Origin of the sequence: Paracoccus marinaquae, from assembly GCF_018860165.1 — a bacterium.
GTDB lineage: Bacteria > Pseudomonadota > Alphaproteobacteria > Rhodobacterales > Rhodobacteraceae > Paracoccus > Paracoccus marinaquae.
Genome location: NZ_JAHKNG010000006.1, coordinates 61,522 through 79,608, shown reverse-complemented (window position 1 = coordinate 79,608; position 18,087 = coordinate 61,522). Strand labels below are relative to the sequence as shown.

20 protein-coding genes and 1 tRNA gene are annotated in these 18,087 nt (G+C 65.4%); 16 read left to right on the top strand and 5 right to left on the bottom strand.

Translation table 11 applies throughout. From position 1 onward, the window contains the following. Positions 1-939 carry an ABC transporter ATP-binding protein gene (locus tag KNW02_RS05530; RefSeq protein ID WP_216032277.1) on the bottom strand — a complete coding sequence of 313 codons (939 nt, stop codon included), beginning with the start codon at positions 937-939 and terminating at the stop codon, positions 1-3. A 70-nt stretch (positions 940-1,009) separates the two neighbouring features. Here KNW02_RS05530 and KNW02_RS05525 point away from each other — a divergent pair, with 70 nt between their 5' ends. From KNW02_RS05525 to KNW02_RS05515, 3 genes are all read left to right on the top strand, one after another. Beyond that, positions 1,010-1,210: a zinc-finger domain-containing protein gene (locus KNW02_RS05525; RefSeq protein ID WP_216032276.1), complete on the top strand. Its 201-nt coding sequence runs from the start codon at positions 1,010-1,012 to the stop codon at positions 1,208-1,210. Between the two features lie 192 nt (positions 1,211-1,402). Next, complete coding sequence (gene polA / locus KNW02_RS05520; protein ID WP_216032275.1) at positions 1,403-4,210, top strand: DNA polymerase I; 2,808 nt, start codon at positions 1,403-1,405, stop codon at positions 4,208-4,210. Continuing rightward, positions 4,210-5,154 (top strand): cation diffusion facilitator family transporter, encoded by a 945-nt coding sequence (locus KNW02_RS05515; protein ID WP_216032274.1) that lies wholly within the window; start codon positions 4,210-4,212, stop codon positions 5,152-5,154. Before polA ends, KNW02_RS05515 begins: the two co-directional genes overlap by 1 nt. 12 nt (positions 5,155-5,166) lie before the next feature. Here KNW02_RS05515 and hemN read toward each other — a convergent pair whose 3' ends face one another. Further along, on the bottom strand, positions 5,167-6,522 hold the full coding sequence (hemN, locus tag KNW02_RS05510; protein ID WP_216032273.1) for an oxygen-independent coproporphyrinogen III oxidase: 1,356 nt from the start codon (positions 6,520-6,522) through the stop codon (positions 5,167-5,169). Positions 6,523-6,542: 20 nt separating this feature from the next. Here hemN and fnrL point away from each other — a divergent pair, with 20 nt between their 5' ends. Beyond that, positions 6,543-7,322: a transcriptional regulator FnrL gene (gene fnrL, locus KNW02_RS05505; protein ID WP_216032272.1), complete on the top strand. Its 780-nt coding sequence runs from the start codon at positions 6,543-6,545 to the stop codon at positions 7,320-7,322. 80 nt (positions 7,323-7,402) lie between these two features. On the opposite strand, the gene KNW02_RS05500 is transcribed toward fnrL, so the two are convergent. Next, positions 7,403-8,242: a universal stress protein gene (locus tag KNW02_RS05500; RefSeq protein ID WP_216032271.1), complete on the bottom strand. Its 840-nt coding sequence runs from the start codon at positions 8,240-8,242 to the stop codon at positions 7,403-7,405. Between the two features lie 199 nt (positions 8,243-8,441). Between KNW02_RS05500 and ccoN the strand changes: the two genes are divergently transcribed. The 4 genes from ccoN to ccoP are packed head-to-tail and all read left to right on the top strand — an operon-like array spanning position 8,442 to position 11,913. Next, on the top strand, positions 8,442-10,046 hold the full coding sequence (gene ccoN / locus KNW02_RS05495; RefSeq protein WP_216032270.1) for a cytochrome-c oxidase, cbb3-type subunit I: 1,605 nt from the start codon (positions 8,442-8,444) through the stop codon (positions 10,044-10,046). A gap of 12 nt (positions 10,047-10,058) precedes the next feature. Next, the gene (gene ccoO, locus KNW02_RS05490; RefSeq protein ID WP_216032269.1) at positions 10,059-10,784 is read left to right on the top strand and encodes a cytochrome-c oxidase, cbb3-type subunit II; all 726 of its coding nucleotides are present in this window, start codon (positions 10,059-10,061) and stop codon (positions 10,782-10,784) included. 11 nt (positions 10,785-10,795) lie between these two features. Then, positions 10,796-10,984: a cbb3-type cytochrome c oxidase subunit 3 gene (locus KNW02_RS05485; RefSeq protein ID WP_216032268.1), complete on the top strand. Its 189-nt coding sequence runs from the start codon at positions 10,796-10,798 to the stop codon at positions 10,982-10,984. Between the two features lie 20 nt (positions 10,985-11,004). Beyond that, complete coding sequence (gene ccoP / locus KNW02_RS05480) at positions 11,005-11,913, top strand: cytochrome-c oxidase, cbb3-type subunit III (protein ID WP_216032341.1); 909 nt, start codon at positions 11,005-11,007, stop codon at positions 11,911-11,913. A 269-nt stretch (positions 11,914-12,182) separates the two neighbouring features. Here the strand turns inward: ccoP and miaB are convergent, their stop codons facing one another. Next, positions 12,183-13,517: a tRNA (N6-isopentenyl adenosine(37)-C2)-methylthiotransferase MiaB gene (miaB, locus tag KNW02_RS05475; protein WP_216032267.1), complete on the bottom strand. Its 1,335-nt coding sequence runs from the start codon at positions 13,515-13,517 to the stop codon at positions 12,183-12,185. A gap of 63 nt (positions 13,518-13,580) precedes the next feature. Between miaB and KNW02_RS05470 the strand changes: the two genes are divergently transcribed. Continuing rightward, the gene (locus tag KNW02_RS05470; RefSeq protein ID WP_216032266.1) at positions 13,581-13,907 is read left to right on the top strand and encodes a TfoX/Sxy family protein; all 327 of its coding nucleotides are present in this window, start codon (positions 13,581-13,583) and stop codon (positions 13,905-13,907) included. Positions 13,908-13,999: 92 nt separating this feature from the next. Further along, positions 14,000-14,075 (top strand) — tRNA-Trp (locus KNW02_RS05465). A gap of 96 nt (positions 14,076-14,171) precedes the next feature. Here the strand turns inward: KNW02_RS05465 and KNW02_RS05460 are convergent. Next, positions 14,172-14,546: a hypothetical protein gene (locus tag KNW02_RS05460; RefSeq protein WP_216032265.1), complete on the bottom strand. Its 375-nt coding sequence runs from the start codon at positions 14,544-14,546 to the stop codon at positions 14,172-14,174. A 193-nt stretch (positions 14,547-14,739) separates the two neighbouring features. Between KNW02_RS05460 and secE the strand changes: the two genes are divergently transcribed. The 6 genes from secE (at position 14,740) to rplL (ending at position 18,061) form a co-directional block, all read left to right on the top strand. Continuing rightward, the gene (gene secE / locus KNW02_RS05455) at positions 14,740-14,937 is read left to right on the top strand and encodes a preprotein translocase subunit SecE (protein ID WP_348524682.1); all 198 of its coding nucleotides are present in this window, start codon (positions 14,740-14,742) and stop codon (positions 14,935-14,937) included. Between the two features lie 173 nt (positions 14,938-15,110). After that, entirely contained in the window at positions 15,111-15,647 is a 537-nt protein-coding gene (gene nusG, locus KNW02_RS05450; protein ID WP_216032263.1) for a transcription termination/antitermination protein NusG, read from the top strand. A 71-nt stretch (positions 15,648-15,718) separates the two neighbouring features. Continuing rightward, a complete protein-coding gene (gene rplK, locus KNW02_RS05445) occupies positions 15,719-16,171 on the top strand; it encodes a 50S ribosomal protein L11 (protein ID WP_216032262.1) in 453 nt (150 codons plus the stop codon). A gap of 3 nt (positions 16,172-16,174) precedes the next feature. Beyond that, positions 16,175-16,873, top strand: a complete 699-nt coding sequence (rplA, locus tag KNW02_RS05440) for a 50S ribosomal protein L1 (RefSeq protein WP_216032261.1) — start codon at positions 16,175-16,177, stop codon at positions 16,871-16,873. Positions 16,874-17,101: 228 nt separating this feature from the next. Then, positions 17,102-17,617 carry a 50S ribosomal protein L10 gene (gene rplJ / locus KNW02_RS05435; protein ID WP_216032260.1) on the top strand — a complete coding sequence of 172 codons (516 nt, stop codon included), beginning with the start codon at positions 17,102-17,104 and terminating at the stop codon, positions 17,615-17,617. Positions 17,618-17,683: 66 nt separating this feature from the next. After that, positions 17,684-18,061, top strand: coding sequence for a 50S ribosomal protein L7/L12 (gene rplL / locus KNW02_RS05430; protein WP_216032259.1), 378 nt, complete (start codon positions 17,684-17,686; stop codon positions 18,059-18,061). The last annotated feature ends 26 nt before the right edge of the window (positions 18,062-18,087 follow it).

Here is an 18,087-nt window from a genome sequence, read left to right as displayed (position 1 = left end):
TCAGCCGCGGGTCAACTCGACGAAGACATCCTCGAGATCGGGCTGCTCGCTGGCCACGTCGATGATCGGCACGCCGCCGCCGCGCAGCGCGTCCAGCAGCTGATCGGCGCGGATGCGCGAAGGCGGATAGCTGATCGCCAGCCGCCCGTCGGCGCGCCATTCGGGATGGGCGCCCTCGGGCAGGGCGGGCAGGTCGACCGGCCCGCCCGCATCGATCACCAGCGTCTTGCCGTCGGCGCGGGCCAGCAATTCGCGCGTTCCCTGCCGCACGATCAGCGCGCCATGGTTGATGATGGCGATCTCGTCGCACATCTGTTCGGCCTCTTCTAGGTAATGGGTGGTCAGGATGATGGTCATCCCGGCCTGGTTCAGGTGCCGCACATTGGTCCACAGCATTTCGCGCAGGGTGATGTCGACGCCGGCGGTGGGCTCGTCAAGGACCAGAATATGCGGGCGGTGGACCAGCGCCTTGGCCAGCAGCAGCCGCCGCTTCATCCCGCCCGAGAGGTTGCGGGCATAGGCATTGGCCTGATCGGTCAGCCCGACCAGTTCCAGCAGGTCGTCGGTCCAGCGTTCGGATTTCGGCACGCCGTAAAGGCCGGCCTGCACCTCGAGGCTGGCGCGCGGGGTAAAGAACGGATCCATGTTCAGTTCCTGCGGCATCACCCCGATGGCGGCGCGGGACTGGCGTGGGTTCACGTCCTGGTCGAAGCCCCAGATGATGACCTTGCCGGCGGTCTTGTTCACCAGCCCGGCGAGGATGTTGATCAGCGTGGACTTGCCGGCGCCGTTCGGACCCAAAAGGCCGAAGATGCTGCCGGCGCGGATGCTCAGGTCGATCCCCTTCAGCGCCTCTTTCGGGGCGGCCCTGCCCTGCGCGGCATAGGTCTTGCGCAGGTTGCTGATTTCAATGGCGCTGGCGCCCGATCCGTCTGGCATCGGCGACGCCTCCCCGTTATGATCCCCGCCGACATATCCCGCGTTTCGCGTCAAAGCTCAAGGAACCGCCATGACCGCCAGCCCGGACCACGCCGCGCCTGAAACCCAGATCGTCAGCAGCTGGAAGGTTGCCTGCGACGGCGACGAGGCCGCCGGGTCCGGCCATCCGCGGGTCTGGCTGTCGGTTTCGCGCGAGACCGGCTGGGTCGATTGCGGCTATTGCGACAAGCGTTTCGTGATCGACCGCGATCACGCCCATGACGACCACTGACACCGGCGCACGCCGGGGCACGGCCATCCCCTATTCCGTCCCGGGGTGGTGAAGCCTTGCCGACCCCCGTCGAGGGGGATCGTCAAGGCTGGGCGGCTGTGCCGCCCGGCACCGGATCTCGGGCGCCGCGCCCCTTTGCGCCCGCGCCGGCTTTCTGCCAGAACGGTCCCGACATCGCGAAAGGACCGTTTCATGACCTCGGACGCGCCGGCCTTCGGCAAGGGTTGCCATCTGCATCTGATCGACGGCTCGGCCTTCATCTTCCGCGCCTATCACGCCCTGCCGCCCCTGACGCGCAAGTCCGACGGCCTGCCGGTCGGGGCCGTCGCGGGGTTCTGCAACATGCTGTGGAAATATGTCACCGATGAGCGCGGCCACGACGCCCCGACCCATGCCGCGGTGATCTTCGATCACTCCGGGCAGACCTTCCGCAACGAGATCTACGACCTCTACAAGGCCAACCGCCCCGAGCCGCCCGAGGATCTGCGCCCGCAATTCCCGCTGACGCGCGAGGCCACGCGCGCCTTCAACATCGCCTGCATCGAGATCGAGGGCTATGAGGCGGACGATATCATCGCCACCCTGGCCTGCCGGGCGCGCGAGGCCGGCGGCGCGGTCACCATTGTCAGCAGCGACAAGGACCTGATGCAACTGGTCGGGAACGGCGTGGACATGCTGGACCCGATCAAGGGCAAGATGATCGGCCCCGACGAGGTGCGCGAGAAATTCGGCGTCGGGCCCGAGCGGGTGGTCGATGTGCAGGCGCTGGCGGGCGATTCGGTCGACAACGTGCCCGGCGCGCCGGGGATCGGCATCAAGACCGCCGCGCAACTGATCAACGATTACGGCGATCTGGAAACGCTGCTGTCCCGGGCCGAGGAGATCAAGCAGCCCAAGCGCCGCCAGACCCTAATCGAGAATGCCGAGTTGATCCGCGTCTCGAGGCGGCTGGTGCAGCTGGATTGCGAGACGCCGCTGGACTTCACGCTGGGCAGCCTCGAGATGCGCGACCCCGAGCCGGAAGTTCTGCTGGGCTTTCTGGCCGAGATGGAGTTTCGCACCCTGACCGCGCGGGTCGCCGAGAAGCTGGGCGCCGAGGCGCCGGCGGTGGTTTCGGCCCCGCCCTCGGAGGGTCCGACGGCACCCGAGCAGCCGGGGATCGGTGCCGCGGGCCATGACTGCGTGACCGATCAGGCGCTGCTGGATCGCTGGATCGCGGAGATCCGCGAGGCCGGGCATGTTGCCATCGACACCGAGACGACCTCGCTCGACGAGATGCAGGCCGAGCTGGTCGGCATTTCGCTGTCGGTCGCGCCGGGCCGGGCCTGCTATATCCCGGTCGGGCATGTGCAGGGCGAGGGCGATCTGTTCGGATCGGGCGCGCTGGTCGAGGGGCAGTTGGGCCTGGACGCGGTGCTGGCGGCGCTGAAGCCGGTACTGGAGGATCTGGCCATCCTGAAGATCGGCCAGAACCTGAAATACGACTACAAGATCCTCGCCCGCCACGGCATCCGCATGGCGCCCATCGCCGACACCATGCTGATGTCCTATGCCCTGCATGCGGGCATCCACAACCACGGCATGGACGAACTGGCCGAGCGTTACCTTGGTCACAGGTGCATTCCGATCAAGGATCTGATCGGCTCGGGCAAGTCGCAGATCGGCTTTGCCCAGGTCGCCATCGACAAGGCCACGCCCTATGCCGCCGAGGATGCCGAGGTGACGCTGCGGCTGTGGCAGAATTTCGCGCCCATGCTGCCCTCCGAGCAGGTCACGACCGTCTATGAGACGCTGGAACGTCCGCTGGTGCCGGTGCTGGCCGATATGGAGATGGCTGGCATCCGCGTCGATGGCGACGTGCTGAAGCGGATGTCGAATGTCTTCGCGCAGAAGATGGCCGGGCTGGAGGACGAGATCCACGAACTGGCGGGCGAGAAGTTCAATGTCGGCTCGCCCAAGCAGCTGGGCGAGATCCTGTTCGACCGGATGGGGTTGTCGGGCGGCAAGACCGGCAAGACCGGGGCCTATTCGACCAGCGCCGATGTGCTGGAGGATCTGGCCGCCGAGGGGCATGACCTGCCGGCCCGCGTGCTGGACTGGCGGCAGATGTCCAAGCTGAAATCCACCTATACCGATGCCCTGCCGACCTATGTGAACCCCGAGACCGGGCGGGTTCATACCAGCTATTCCATCGCCGGGGCGCAGACCGGGCGGCTGGCCTCGACCGATCCGAACCTGCAGAACATCCCGGTGCGCACCGAGGAGGGGCGGCGCATCCGCGAGGCTTTCGTGGCCACGCCGGGGCATCGCCTCGTCAGCCTCGACTACAGCCAGATCGAACTGCGGATCCTGGCCCATGTCGCCGATATTCCGGCGCTGAAACAGGCCTTCCGCGACGGTATCGACATCCACGCCATGACCGCCAGCCAGATGTTCGGCGTGCCGGTCGAGGGGATGGACCCGATGATCCGCCGGCGGGCCAAGGCGATCAACTTCGGAGTGATCTACGGCATCTCGGGCTTTGGCCTGTCGCGCAACCTGCGTATCCCGCGGGCCGAGGCGCAGGCCTTCATCGATACCTATTTCGAGCGTTTCCCCGAGATCCGCGCCTATATGGACCAGACCGTGGCCGGCGCGAAGGAAGATGGCTTCGTCAGGACGCTGTTCGGGCGGCGGATCAACACGCCGGGCATCAACCAGTCGGGGCCTGCGGCGGGGGGCGCGCGGCGGGCGGCGATCAACGCACCGATCCAGGGGGCGGCGGCCGATATCATCCGCCGGGCGATGATCCGCATGCCGGCCGCGATCCGTGATCTGCCGGCGCGGATGCTGCTTCAGGTTCACGATGAACTGGTCTTCGAGGTCGAGGAAGGCGCGGCGGATGATCTGATCGCCGTCGCGCGGCAGGTGATGGAAAACGCCGCCGAACCGGCGGTAAAGCTGTCGGTGCCGCTGGTGGTCGATGCCGGCATCGGCGGCAACTGGGCGGAGGCGCATTGATGGCGCACAGTCATTCGCACGGGCATTCCCATGGTCACAGCCACGGATCGGGCAGCGATGGCGCCATCGGCTGGGCGGTCGCGGTCAATCTGGCGCTGACGGCGGCGCAGATCATCGGCGGGCTTGTCGCCGATTCCACCGCGCTGATCGCCGACGGCGTTCACAACCTTTCGGATGCGCTGGCGCTGGTTCTGGCCTTTGGCGCCCGCCGGCTGGCCCGCCGCGCCGCCACCCCGGACTGGAGCTATGGTTGGGGGCGGGCCGAGATCGTCGCGGCCTTCGTCAACTATCTGGCGCTGATCGCGGTTTCGATCTGGCTGGCGATCGAGGCCTTCGGGCGGCTGGCCGATCCGCCGCAGGTCGCGGGAGGGCTGGTCGTGGCGCTGGCCGGTTTCGCGCTGATCGTCGATCTGGCGACGGCGGCGCTGGTCTGGCGGCTGTCGAAGGAAAGCGTGAACATTCGCGCGGCCTTCCTGCACAACCTTGCCGATGCGGGCGTGTCCGTGGCGGTGATCGCCGGCGGTGCGCTGATCTGGGCTTTTGGCTGGAACCTTGCCGACCCGATCCTGACGCTGGCGATCTCGGTCGTGATCCTGTGGCATATCTCGCTGGAGATCGGCCCGGTCTTCCGGATGCTGATGCTGGCCGCGCCGCCGGGCAGCGATCCGAAAGGGGTCATCGCGGCCCTGCGCGACCTGCCCGATGTCCGCGACGCCCATCACCTGCATCTGTGGCAGATCGATGAGAAACGCACCGCCGCCTCGGTGCATCTGGTGGTGGAGACGGCCGAATTCATCGCAATCACTCGGCAGGCCAAGGAGGTGCTGCGCCGCGATTTCGGGATCCGCCATGCGACGATCGAGGTCGAACTGCCCGATTCCTGCGCGGATGCGACGGCTGATGCGCCGCATGCGCACGAAGCGGACGACCATCCCCCGCACTAAGCAGAGACGGCCTCAGATCGCCTGCGAATGGCTGCCGGGGGCGGTCGTGTAGCCGTCCAGAAGCTGCGCCACCATGCGGGTCAGGGGGCGGCCCTCGGGGGTGATCCGCAGCCCGTCCGGGCCCAGTTGCAGCACATCGCCGAACCTTGCCAGCAGTGGTGCAAACAGGTGTCGCAGCCGCGACGGGGTGAAGCCGTGACGCTCGGCCATCTCGGCTGCGTCGATGCGGAAGTCGCACATCAGCGCCTCGATCATCCGCCCGCGCCAGCGATCCTCGTCGCTGAAGGCATGGCCGCGCACCACCGGCAGCCGGCCCGCGCGGACCGCTGCCGTATAGGCGCCCGTCGCCGGGGCGTTCTGCGCATAGCCTTGCGGAAAGCGCGAGATCGATGAGGCGCCCATGCCGATCAGCACCTCGGCCTGATCGTCGGTATAGCCCTGGAAGTTGCGCCGCAGCCGCCCCTGGCTGCTGGCCTGCGCCAGCCCGTCGAGGGGTCGGGCGAAATGGTCGATGCCGATCTCGGCAAAGCCGTCGGCCATGAACAGCTTGCGGGCGGTTTCGAACAGTGCCAGCCGGGCTTCGCTGTCGGGCAGGTGGTTTTCGGGGATCATCACCTGCCGCTTGGACATCCAGGGCACATGGGCATAGCCGTAAAGCGCCACCCGGTCGGGACCGAGGGCCAGCAGCTTCTGCACCGTATCGGCGATGCGGACGGTGTTCTGATGCGGCAGGCCGAACAGGATATCGGCGTTGAGGCTGGGGATGCCGTGATCGCGGATCAGGCGCACCGCCTCGGCCGTCAACTCGAAGCTTTGTAGGCGGCCGATGCTCTTCTGGATCAGCGGATCGAAATCCTGCACGCCGATCGAGGCGCGGTTCATTCCCGAGGCCGCCAGCGCCGCCATGCGCGGGGCGTCGATCTCGGACGGGTCGATCTCGACCGAGAATTCGCCACCCTCGGCAAGTGGAAAGGCCTCGAAGACCGCATCCGCAATTCGCTGCATCAGTTCGGGCGGCAACAGCGTTGGCGTTCCGCCGCCCCAATGCAGCCGCGACAGCCGCACACCCGGTGCGATGCGCTGGCGCAGTTGCGCCAGTTCGGTCAGCAGCGTCTCGGCATAGATGCGAACCGGATCGAGGCTCTGCGTGCCCTGCGTGCGGCAGGCGCAGAACCAGCACAGGCGCCGGCAGAACGGCACATGCATATAGAGTGATATCTGCGCCCCCGGTGGGATCGCCTCGATCCAGTCGGCGGCGGCGGGTGCATCGATTGCCCGGGTGAATTGCGTGGCCGGGGGATAGCTTGTGTAGCGCGGGGCGCGCGCGTCAAACAGTCCCAGCTGTCTCAGTTGCGGAACGGTACTCATGCCGGTACATATGAGGCAAGATGAGCGCGCGAGCCTTGACCCAGATCAAGTATGTAGGGGCGGATGACCCTTCCCACGGCGAAACCAGCTGTGAGGAATGTCCGATTCGCTATCGGGCGGTCTGCGCGCATTGCGAAAGCGACGAGCTGGCGCGGCTTGAGGGGATCAAGTTCTATCGCAGCTATGAGCCGGGCCAGGCGATCGTCTGGGGCGGCGACCAGATGGATTTCGTCGGCTCGGTGGTCAGCGGCGTGGCGACCCTGACCCAGACGCTTGAGGACGGGCGGACACAGATGGTCGGCCTGCTGCTGCCGAGCGACTTTCTGGGCCGGCCCGGCCGCAGCACCGCGACCTATAACGCGGTTGCGACCACCAAGGTCGTGCTGTGCTGTTTCCGCCGCAAGCCGTTCGGCGAGATGATGAACCGGCTGCCCAGCCTGTCGCGCCGACTGCTTGAGATGACGCTGGACGAACTGGACGCCGCGCGCGAATGGATGCTGCTTCTGGGCCGCAAGACCGCGCGCGAAAAGATCGCCTCCTTCATCGCCATCATTGCCCGGCGTGAAGCCTCGATGCACATGCGCAGCCCCGGCGGACGCACCGAGATCGAACTGCCGCTGACCCGCGAGGCGATGGCCGACTATCTGGGCCTGACGCTGGAAACGGTCAGCAGGCAGGTCAACGCCCTGAAGCGCGACGGTATCATCGAGTTGCACGGCAAGCGCGGCGTGGTGCTGCCGGACTTTGCCCGTCTGGTCGAGGAATCGGGCGACGATGCCGATGGTGGCTGGATCAGCTGACCCGCCTGCGGCCCTTTCCGACTGACGCGCTGACTGGACGGCGGGCGTGACCTGCCGTCCCTGTCTTCTTGGGGCCCCGGTCAGCGCGCCATGAGGACCGGAATGCTGGCCTTTTCCAGCATGTTGCGGGTCGTGCCGCCAAGGATCGCCTCGCGGAACCGGGAATGGCCATAGGCGCCCATGACGATCATGTCGGCACCGACCTCGGCTGCGCGCCGCGCCAGTTCGTCGCTGGTGGTCGGTGCGGTGCGGGCGAGAACCGCGATCTCGGCGCGTACGCCGTGGCGGGTCAGCATCTGGGTCAGCGCGCCGCCCGGATCCGAGCGTTCCGGACCGCCGCGGCCGGGATCGATGATGGTGATCTCGACGGTTTCGGCGGTCTTGAGCAGCGGAAGCGCGCGGCGCACCGCGACCAGCGCCTCGGTCGACTGGTTCCAGGCCACGATGATCCGCTGCGGCGGCTCAGGGGGCAGGCCGCTCTGGGGCAGGACCAGAACCGGGCAGCCGCCCTCGAACAGGGCCGCTTCGACGACCGACTCGGCATCGGGCGTCGCGTCCTTGCCATAGGGGCGGTCCAGCACCGCCAGATCCGAAAACCGTGCCCGCATGCCGACCAGGCTGGCGACACCGCCGATCTGGGCCACGGCCGATTCGACCGACCAGCGCAGGTCGCTGGCGCTGGCCAGATGCTGGCGTACGGTGCTTTCGAGGGACTCGGCCTGTTCCATGGCGCTGTCGATCGCCTCCTGGAAGGCATAGGGCGTGCCACCGGGGAAATAGTATCCCGTCTGGCTGTGATCGACGCCGAGGCAGAGGATATTGAGATGACCGTCCTCGCGCACCGCCAGTGAGGCCGCCGCGTCGAGTTGCGGGATCTGGCGTGGATCGGACAGCGCGGTCAGGATCGTCTTGTAGGCCATTTCAGCCTCCTTAATCGTGATTCCGGGCCGATTGTGGCCCCGTGCCAGGTAATTGGCCTTGATCCGGGTCAAAGCGTATTGACCGAGATCAAAGTTTATCGCGTCCATCGACCTTATTCACCCGGTATCGAATGCCTGCCTCTCGCGTCTGTGATTCGCCGCCGGGGAGCTGATGTTCAGCGAAGGGACACGGAAAAGCATGTGGAATTATATAAAGCTGATTTTGCTGGGGGTGGTCGCGGTTGTGGCTGCGATCGGCGCCAACCGCGCGCATGATCTGGCCTATATGATCAATGCGCTGACGGTCATGCTGGTGGCCGCCGGCATGTTCGTCTGGGTGCTGCGCCATATCGACGAACCGGCCGTGGCGCCCGATCCGAACGAATACATGGACGGTGTCATTCGCGCCGGCGTCATCGCCACGGTGATGTGGGGTGTGGTCGGTTTCCTTGTCGGGGTGATCATCGCCTTTCAGCTGGCCTTCCCGGCGCTGAACCTGAGCGAACTGACCCAAGGCTACACCAATTTCGGCAAGCTGCGCCCGCTGCATACCAGCGCCGTGATCTTCGCCTTCGGCGGCAACGCCCTGATCGCCACCTCCTTCTATGTCGTCCAGCGCACCTCGGCGGCGCGGCTTTGGGGCGGCAACCTCGCATGGTTCGTGTTCTGGGGCTATCAGCTGTTCATCGTGCTGGCGGCCTCGGGCTATATCTTCGGCGCAACGCAGTCCAAGGAATACGCCGAGCCGGAATGGTATGTGGACTGGTGGCTGACCGCCGTCTGGCTGGCCTATCTGGCGGTCTTCCTGGGCACGGTCATCAAGCGCAAGGAGCCGCATATCTATGTGGCCAACTGGTTCTATCTGGCCTTCATCGTGACCATCGCGATGCTGCATGTCGTCAACAACCTGGCGATCCCGGTCAGCTTCTTCGGCAGCAAGTCGGTTCAGGTCTTTGCCGGGGTGCAGGATGCCATGGTGCAGTGGTGGTATGGCCATAATGCCGTCGGCTTCTTCCTGACCGCGGGCTTCCTCGGGATGATGTATTACTTCATCCCGAAACAGGCCGAGCGTCCGGTCTACAGCTACAAGCTGTCGATCATCCATTTCTGGGCGCTGATCTTCCTCTATATCTGGGCCGGTCCGCACCATCTGCACTATACCGCGCTGCCCGACTGGGCCTCGACGCTCGGCATGGTGTTCTCGATCATGCTGTGGATGCCCAGCTGGGGCGGCATGATCAACGGGCTGATGACGCTGTCGGGGGCCTGGGACAAGCTGCGCACCGACCCGATCATCCGCATGATGGTGGTGGCCGTCGGCTTCTACGGCATGGCGACCTTCGAGGGGCCGATGATGTCGATCAAGGCCGTCAACTCGCTCAGCCACTATACCGACTGGACCATCGGTCACGTCCATTCCGGCGCGCTTGGCTGGAACGGCATGATCACCTTCGGCGCGCTCTACTATCTGGTGCCCAAGCTATGGGGGCGTGAGCGGCTGTACAGCCTCAGCCTTGTCAGCTGGCACTTCTGGCTGGCGACCATCGGGCTGGTTCTCTACGCCGCCTCGATGTGGGTCTCGGGGATCATGGAGGGGCTGATGTGGCGCGAGGTCGACAGCCAGGGCTTCCTGGTCAACGCCTTCGCCGACACCGTCGCCGCCAAGTTCCCGATGAACGTGGTCCGTGGCCTCGGGGGGGTGCTGTATCTCAGCGGGGCGATCATCATGGCCTACAACCTGTGGGCCACCGTCGCCAAGCAACCCAAGGCGCATTCGACCGCCATTGCCGTGCCGGCCGAATAGGGGGACCAGACCATGTCAATTCTTGCCAAGCACAAGATCCTTGAAAAGAACGCCTCGCTGCTGCTGGTCTTCTCGTTCCTCGTCGTCACCATCGGCGGCATCGTCGAGATCGCGCCACTGTTCTACCTGCAGAACACCATCGAGAAGGTGGAAGGGGTTCGCCCCTACACCCCGCTGGAACTGACCGGCCGCGACATCTATGTCCGCGAGGGCTGCTATGTCTGCCACAGCCAGATGATCCGTCCGATGCGGGACGAGGTCGAACGCTATGGCCATTACAGCCTGGCGGCGGAATCGATGTATGACCACCCGTTCCAGTGGGGGTCCAAGCGGACCGGGCCGGATCTGGCGCGCGTCGGCGGGCGCTATTCGGACGAATGGCATATCGACCACCTGCGCGATCCGCAATCGGTGGTGCCGGAATCGATCATGCCGAAATACGGCTTCCTTCTGGACCGCCCGATCGGCTCGGAACAGATCGCGCAGCGGCTGGAAACCGATGCCATGGTCGGTGTGCCCTATTCCGAAGAGATGGTCCTGGCGGCGGTCGAGGATTTCCGGGCGCAGGCCGATCCGGATGCCGATGCCGAGGGGCTGGCCGAGCGCTATCCCGGCGCGCAGCAGCGCAATTTCGACCGGCAGCCGCAACTGACCGAGATGGATGCGCTGATCGCCTATCTTCAGGTGCTGGGCACGATGGTCGATTTCTCGACCTTCCAGCCCGACCCTGATCGCTGAGGGAGGCTGTCATGGAACTTTACAGCCTGTTGCGTGAATTCGCCGACAGCTGGGCCCTTCTGGCGCTGACCCTGTTCTTCCTGGGCGTGGTGCTGTTCGCCTTCCGCCCGGGATCGCGCAAGCTGCAGCGAGAGGCCGCCGAAAGCATCTTTCGCCACGAGAACCGCCCCGCTGCGGCGGATGAGAAGGAGGGCCGCTGATGGCCGAGGACAAGGACAAGATGCCGGGCAACCCGGCCGCAGCGAAGCCGCGCCGCAAGGGGCGTCATGGTGTCGCGGTTCAGCAGCCCGAGATCCCCTCGACCGGCCATGAATGGGACGGGATCACGGAATACGACAACCCGATGCCGCGCTGGTGGCTGTGGACCTTCTATGTCACCATCGTCTGGGCCATCGGCTATGTGGTGGCCTATCCGGCCATTCCGCTGATCACCGGCGCCACCCAGGGCCTGCTTGGTACCGACTACCGCAAGGAAGTCACCGCCGAGATCGAGCGTTTCGATCAGGCCAATGCCGAGATCCAGAGCCGGCTGGCCTCGGTCGAACTGGATGCCATTCCGGGTGATCCCGACCTGATGAACTATGCGACCAATGCCGGCGGCGCGGTGTTCCGCACCTGGTGCGCGCAATGCCATGGCTCGGGGGCCGGCGGAGCCAGGGGCTATCCGAACCTTCTGGACAATGACTGGCTGTGGGGAGGGTCCTTGGAAGAGGTCCACACCACCATCCAGCACGGCATCCGCGATCCCCAGGACGGCGATACCCGCTATTCCGAGATGCCGCGGTTCGGTCGTGACGAATTGCTGGAGGGCGAGCAGATCGAGCAGGTGGTGGACTATGTCCTGTCGCTGTCGGACCTGCCGCATGATGCCGCCTCGGCGTCCGAGGGCGAGGTCGTCTATCAGGACAACTGCTCGGCCTGCCACATGGAGGACGGAACCGGTGACAGGGGGCAGGGCGCGCCGAATCTGGTCGATGCCGTCTGGCTCTATGGCAGCGATGCCGAGACGGTTACCCGGATTGTCAGCGACGGTCCCTTCGGCGTCATGCCGGCCTGGACCGCGCGCCTGAGCGAGGCCGATATCCGCGCCGTCGCCACCTATGTTCATGGTCTGGGCGGCGGCGAATAGCCGTCCGGCCAGACCCGGGTTTCGCATCGGTCCGCCGATGCGAAAAACGGCCGCCCCCCGTCCTGTTCGCGCGTTCCTTGGGGGGCGGCCACTTCGATAACCGCCCGGCCCGGCCTGCGGTTCCCGCAAGCCCGGCGGGCAAAGGTCTTTCGCGCCGGCTTGCCGGACGAAAGGGACCGGCCCCCAGTCTGTTCGCGCGTTCCTCGGGGGCCGGTTTTCCAACTTTAGGCGGGTTTCAGGGCGGCTGGCAATCGACGCGCGCCCGGCGATCAGGCCACCAGTTCGCCATGCAGCGAGTTCGGCGCGCTTTCGACGATGCGGACCTGCACCAGATCACCGACCTGCGCCTCGGGGGCCTCGACGAAGACCGAATGCAGGTAATCCGACTTGCCGACCATCTGGCCGGGCAGGCGGCCCGGCTTCTCGAACAGCACGCCAAGAGTGCGCCCGACCATGCCTTCCTGCGCCGCCTTCTGCTGGCGGGTCAGCAGGGCCTGCAATTCCTGCAGCCGGGCATCGGCCAGTGCGCCATCGACCTCGGCCCGTTCATAGGCGGGGGTGCCGGGGCGGGGCGAATACTTGAAGCTGAAGGCGGTGCCGAAGCCGACCTCCTCGATCAGCCGCAGCGTGTCGGCATGGTCCTGATCGGTCTCGCCGGGAAAGCCGACGATGAAATCGCTGGTCAGCATGATGTCGGGCCGGGCCGCGCGGATCCGCTCGATCAGGCGCAGATATTGCGTGGCGGTATGGCGGCGGTTCATCGCCTTCAGGATCCGGTCGCTGCCCGACTGCACCGGCAGGTGCAGATAGGGCATCAGCTGCGGCACCGCGCCATGCGCCTCGATCAGGTCGTCGGCCATGTCGTTGGGATGGCTGGTGGTATAGCGGATGCGGTCCAGCCCCGCAGTGTCCGCCAGCGCCCGGATCAGGCGGCCGAAGCCCCATTCGCGCCCGTCCGGCCCCTCGCCATGCCAGCCATTGACGTTCTGGCCCAGCAGCGTGATCTCGCGCACGCCACGGCCGACCAGATCGCGGGCCTCGCGCAGGATTCGGTCCACGGGGCGGCTGACCTCGGCCCCGCGGGTATAGGGCACGACGCAGAAGGCGCAGAACTTGTCGCAGCCCTCCTGCACGGTCAGGAAGGCCGCGGGCGCGCGGCGGGTGGCCTGACGCGCGGGCAGGTGGTCGAACTTGTCCTCCGCGGGAAACTCGGTGAGGATCGCGGGCGCCTCGCCCCGCAGCATCGCGGGCAGGCGGTGATAGGTCTGCGGGCCGACGACCAGATCGACCAGCGGCATGCGGCGGACGATCTCTTCGCCCTCTGCCTGCGCCACGCAGCCGGCGACGCCGATCTTCAGGTCGGGTTTCTCGGACTTCAGCGGCTTCAGCCGGCCAAGATCGGAATAGAGCTTCTCGGCCGCCTTCTCGCGGATATGGCAGGTGTTCAGCAGGACCATGTCGGCCTCGGCCTGGTCCTCGGTCAGGACATAGCCTTCTGCCCCCATGGCCTCGGCCATGCGCTGGCTGTCATAGACATTCATCTGGCAGCCATAGGTCTTGATGAAAAGCTTCTTGGCGGCCTTGGGGCTGGCGTCGTTGGTCATGCCGTGCTGTCCTTGGAATCCGCCGGCTGATACAGCAAAGCATCACTTTTGGAAAGGTACGGCATGGCAAGCGACCTGACCGCGGTCCCGAATATCGGCCCGGCGACGGCAAAGGCGCTGATCGCCGCCGGGGTGCCCGATGCCGCCAGCCTACGGGAAATGGGTGCGCATGAGGCCTATCGCGCCCTGCTGCTGGCCGGCGAGCGGCCGCATTTCATCGGCTACTATGTCATGCATATGGGGCTGCAGGGCCGGCCCTGGAATGATTGCCGTGGCGAGGAAAAGGCCGCGCTGCGCCAGCGCTTTGATTCCCTGGTGGCCGAGGTCAGGGGTGCGCCGCTGTCGGGACTCGAGGCCGCCTTGGACGAGATCGGCCTGCGCCGGCGCTGATGGGCTGGCGGGAGGGCACAGGCCCGGCCTGCGTCCAGCCCGTCGTTGATACTTGACGCCAACCTGAGCAAACCCTATCAGGGCCGGGCTGCAGGGGTATAGCTCAGTTGGTAGAGCATCGGTCTCCAAAACCGAGGGTCGGGGGTTCGAGTCCCTCTGCCCCTGCCAGGCCAGATCGGGAACCCCCACGGCTCATTCCATCGTCAATAGCTGTGTTTGCCGGGCGACTCGCCGCCGCCCGGGTCTGGTTCGCGGCCGGTGGTCTCAGCTTCCGAAGGTAATGCCGCAATTGTTCAGCCTGTTGGCTGTTTCGATAGCCTGCATCTCGCCCTTGAGACGGGCAACCTCTGCAGCCTGGGCGCCGTCTCCCTTGATCAGGAACAGGGCCGGCCAGAACAGTACCGTGGCAACGCCCACGGCGACGGCATCGTTCTGGGCCTGCTTGTCCTGGGCGACAGAGGCCTGGGCGGCGCGGTTGGCGACGCTTTGTGCCTCAACCGAAAGTTGCTGGCAACTCATCCCCTGATAGAGCGCGGGCGAGACATAGCTGGCCGCGATCTTGTCGGAATTGTCGGCGCAAGCCGTCAGCGCCAGCAGCGCCACACCTGCGATGACAGGTGCTGTTGAACGGATAGACATTGTTGATCCTTATCTGTGGTTTCCGTTCGGCCAGCGTTAGTCGCCAACCCGTTGCCCGCGCCTTAACGGCGCCTGCCGGTCGAGGGCGAAACTGCGCCGCATTTGAAGGGATCACCCCTCGGACGCGCGGCGCGGGCTTGAAACGGGTGGCGCGGGGCGCTAAATGAGCCCTGCTTTCCTGAAGGAGCCGCCCGTGGCCACCAATCCCGTCCAGTTCATCAATCAGGTCCGCGCCGAAGCCGCCAAGATCACCTGGCCGACCCGGCGCGAGGTGCTGACCACGACGATCATGGTCTTCATCATGGCGGCGCTGGCCAGCCTGTTCTTTTTCCTGGTCGATCTGGCCATCCGCTTCGGGATCACCGAGGGGCTGAAGCTGATCTCGGGCTGATCGGGGCTTGCATTTGCGGGCACGGGGCGGTATTTGCGCCCGACTGTCCGGTTGACGGCGTGCATCGAATCCGCATGCGCGCCGATTTCAATTTTGCCGGACGCATTTGAATTCAAGGGGTTGGCGCAAGGCTTGCGTGATTCCCCCAAAGACGAGCAGGGGTCGATCGAGACATGGCAAAGCGTTGGTATTCGGTCAGCGTCCTGTCGAACTTCGAAAAGAAGGTCGCCGAGGCGATTCGCCAGGCGGCTGCCGAGAAGGGGCTTGAGGACCAGATCGACGAGGTTCTGGTTCCGACCGAAGAGGTCATCGAGATCAGGCGCGGCAAGAAGGTGACCTCCGAGCGTCGCTTCATGCCGGGCTATGTGCTGGTCCACATGGACATGTCGGACCGGACCTATCACTTGGTGAACTCGATCAATCGGGTGACCGGGTTCCTGGGGGCGCATGGCAAGCCGATGCCGATGCGCGACGAGGAGGTGAACACCATCCTGCACCGCACCGGCGAGGGTGACGTGGCCGCGCCGCGCAACCTGATCCGCTTTGACGTGGGCGAGAAGGTGAATGTGACCGACGGCCCGTTCGAGGGCTTCTCGGGCATGGTGGAAGAGGTGGACGAGGTGTCGGCCCGGATCAAGGTCACCGTCTCGATCTTCGGCCGGCCCACGCCGGTCGAACTGGAATTCACGCAGGTCGCCAAGACCGCGTGATGGGTCGCGGGAGGCTGAAGCCGCACCGCTAAATCGGCCCCTCGGGGCTTGATGATGAAGGAGAAGGCCAGATGGCCAAGAAAGTCGTCGGGCAGCTGAAGCTGCAGATCAAGGCGGGTCAGGCGAACCCGTCCCCCCCCGTTGGCCCCGCTCTGGGTCAGCGCGGCATCAACATCATGGAATTCTGCAAGGCGTTCAACGCCAAGACGCAGGAGATGGAGCAGGGCGCCCCGGTTCCGGTCGTGATCACCTATTACGCCGACAAGTCGTTCACCTTCGAGACGAGGACCTCGCCGGCATCCTTCCTGCTGAAGAAGGCCGCGGGCCTGAAGCCGGTGGGCAAGCGGAACCGTCCGAAGGGCTCGGACAAGCCCGGTCGCACGAGTGCCGGCACCGTGACGGTCAAGCAGGTGCGCGAGATCGCCGAAGCCAAGATGGCCGACCTCTCGGCCAATGATGTCGATCAGGCGATGAAGATCATCCTTGGCTCGGCCAAGTCGATCGGCATCGAGGTGAAGGGCTAAGCCATGGCGAAGATTGCGAAAAAGAAAGCCGCGGCCCGTGCCGCCTTCGACGGCAAGTCGAACCTGTCGGTCGAGGATGCGGTCAAGCTGGTCAAGGACACGGCCTCGGCCAAGTTCGACGAGACGGTCGAGATCGCGCTGAACCTGGGCGTCGATCCGCGCCACGCCGACCAGATGGTCCGTGGCGTCGTCACCCTGCCCGCCGGTACCGGCAAGGATGTGCGCGTCGCCGTATTCGCCCGTGGCCCCAAGGCCGACGAGGCGACAGCGGCCGGTGCGGATATTGTCGGCGCCGAAGACCTGATGGAAACGATCCAGTCGGGCAAGATCGAGTTCGACCGCTGCATCGCCACCCCTGACATGATGCCGCTGGTCGGCCGTCTGGGCAAGATCCTCGGTCCGCGCAACCTGATGCCGAACCCGAAGGTCGGCACGGTGACGATGGATGTCGCCGCCGCCGTGCAGGCCGCCAAGGGCGGTGAGGTCCAGTTCAAGGCCGAGAAGGCGGGCGTCGTCCATGCCGGCATCGGCAAGGTCAGCTTCGACGCTGACAAGCTGGCCCAGAACCTGCGCGCCTTCGTGGATGCGGTGAACAAGGCCAAGCCCTCGGGCGCGAAAGGGACCTACATGAAGAAGGTCTCGATCAGTTCGACCATGGGGCCGGGCGTGTCGGTCGACGTGGTGTCGGCGACCGCCAACTGAGAATTCCGCGGCGCAAGCCGGGGATGACGGGGCAGCCCTGGCCGCCCCGTCCTGTCCGAGACGGAGGGTGCAGGGGGAACCTTGCTTAATGTCCTTCCCGAGATGGGAACAAGCATTTTTCCGAAGGCCAGTTCTTCGGGCGATCTTGTCCCTTACGGACCCGATCCGGTCCCTTCGGGCCGGAGCAACGTGAGAGCCGGGGGGAAACCCCCAACTTGGAGTGAAACCGTGGATAGAGCACAAAAAGAACAGGTGGTCGAGGAACTCGGCCAGATCTTTGACAGCTCTGGCGTCGTGGTGGTTGCCCACTACGAGGGGATGACGGTTGCGCAAATGCAGGACCTCCGCGCGCGCATGCGCGAAGCGGGCGGTTCGGTGCGTGTTGCCAAGAACAGGCTCGCCAAGATCGCCCTGGAAGGGAAGGCCTGCGCCAGCATCGCCGATTACCTGACGGGCATGACCGTGCTTACCTATTCGGAGGATCCGACCGCTGCGGCCCGGATCGCCGACAAATACGCCAAGGACAACGAGAAATTCGTGATCCTCGGCGGTGCCATGGGTGACACGGCTCTGGATCCGGCCGGTGTGAAAGCCGTCGCCTCGATGCCGTCGCGTGAGGAGCTTATCGCTTCGATCGTGGCTTGCCTCGGCGCGCCTGCTGCGAACATCGCCGGTGCCATTGGCGCGCCTGCAAGCAACATCGCGGGTATCCTCAGCACTCTGGAAGAGCGCGAGGCTGCCTGACGCAACCCCTTTCCCGTCGTGGGCTAGAAACCCGACGTTGGAACACCTAACTGAGAGAACGGAAAAATGGCTGATCTGAAAAAACTCGCCGAAGAAATCGTGGGCCTGACCCTGCTGGAAGCCCAGGAACTGAAGACCATCCTGAAGGATGAATACGGCATCGAGCCCGCCGCCGGCGGCGCGGTGATGATGGCCGGCCCGGCTGCTGGTGGCGCTGCCGAAGCCGCTGAGGAAAAGACCGAATTCGACGTCGTTCTGGTCGAAGCCGGCGCCAACAAGATCAACGTGATCAAGGAAGTGCGCGGCATCACCGGCTTGGGCCTGAAAGAAGCCAAGGATCTGGTGGAAGCCGGTGGCAAGGTCAAGGAAGGCGCCAACAAGGACGAAGCCGAAGAGATCAAGAAAAAGCTCGAAGCGGCTGGCGCCAAGGTCGAGCTGAAGTAATCGGCCTTCTGGTCGGACGAACAGGG

Bases quoted from the DNA above. Each gene is read 5' to 3' on its own strand.
- KNW02_RS05530 (WP_216032277.1), bottom strand. From the start codon at position 939: ATGCCAGACGGATCGGGCGCCAGCGCCATTGAAATCAGCAACCTGCGC.
- KNW02_RS05525 (WP_216032276.1), top strand. From the start codon at position 1,010: ATGACCGCCAGCCCGGACCACGCCGCGCCTGAAACCCAGATCGTCAGC.
- polA (WP_216032275.1), top strand. From the start codon at position 1,403: ATGACCTCGGACGCGCCGGCCTTCGGCAAGGGTTGCCATCTGCATCTG.
- KNW02_RS05515 (WP_216032274.1), top strand. From the start codon at position 4,210: ATGGCGCACAGTCATTCGCACGGGCATTCCCATGGTCACAGCCACGGA.
- hemN (WP_216032273.1), bottom strand. From the start codon at position 6,522: ATGAGTACCGTTCCGCAACTGAGACAGCTGGGACTGTTTGACGCGCGC.
- fnrL (WP_216032272.1), top strand. From the start codon at position 6,543: ATGAGCGCGCGAGCCTTGACCCAGATCAAGTATGTAGGGGCGGATGAC.
- KNW02_RS05500 (WP_216032271.1), bottom strand. From the start codon at position 8,242: ATGGCCTACAAGACGATCCTGACCGCGCTGTCCGATCCACGCCAGATC.
- ccoN (WP_216032270.1), top strand. From the start codon at position 8,442: ATGTGGAATTATATAAAGCTGATTTTGCTGGGGGTGGTCGCGGTTGTG.
- ccoO (WP_216032269.1), top strand. From the start codon at position 10,059: ATGTCAATTCTTGCCAAGCACAAGATCCTTGAAAAGAACGCCTCGCTG.
- KNW02_RS05485 (WP_216032268.1), top strand. From the start codon at position 10,796: ATGGAACTTTACAGCCTGTTGCGTGAATTCGCCGACAGCTGGGCCCTT.
- ccoP (WP_216032341.1), top strand. From the start codon at position 11,005: ATGCCGGGCAACCCGGCCGCAGCGAAGCCGCGCCGCAAGGGGCGTCAT.
- miaB (WP_216032267.1), bottom strand. From the start codon at position 13,517: ATGACCAACGACGCCAGCCCCAAGGCCGCCAAGAAGCTTTTCATCAAG.
- KNW02_RS05470 (WP_216032266.1), top strand. From the start codon at position 13,581: ATGGCAAGCGACCTGACCGCGGTCCCGAATATCGGCCCGGCGACGGCA.
- KNW02_RS05460 (WP_216032265.1), bottom strand. From the start codon at position 14,546: ATGTCTATCCGTTCAACAGCACCTGTCATCGCAGGTGTGGCGCTGCTG.
- nusG (WP_216032263.1), top strand. From the start codon at position 15,111: ATGGCAAAGCGTTGGTATTCGGTCAGCGTCCTGTCGAACTTCGAAAAG.
- rplK (WP_216032262.1), top strand. From the start codon at position 15,719: ATGGCCAAGAAAGTCGTCGGGCAGCTGAAGCTGCAGATCAAGGCGGGT.
- rplA (WP_216032261.1), top strand. From the start codon at position 16,175: ATGGCGAAGATTGCGAAAAAGAAAGCCGCGGCCCGTGCCGCCTTCGAC.
- rplL (WP_216032259.1), top strand. From the start codon at position 17,684: ATGGCTGATCTGAAAAAACTCGCCGAAGAAATCGTGGGCCTGACCCTG.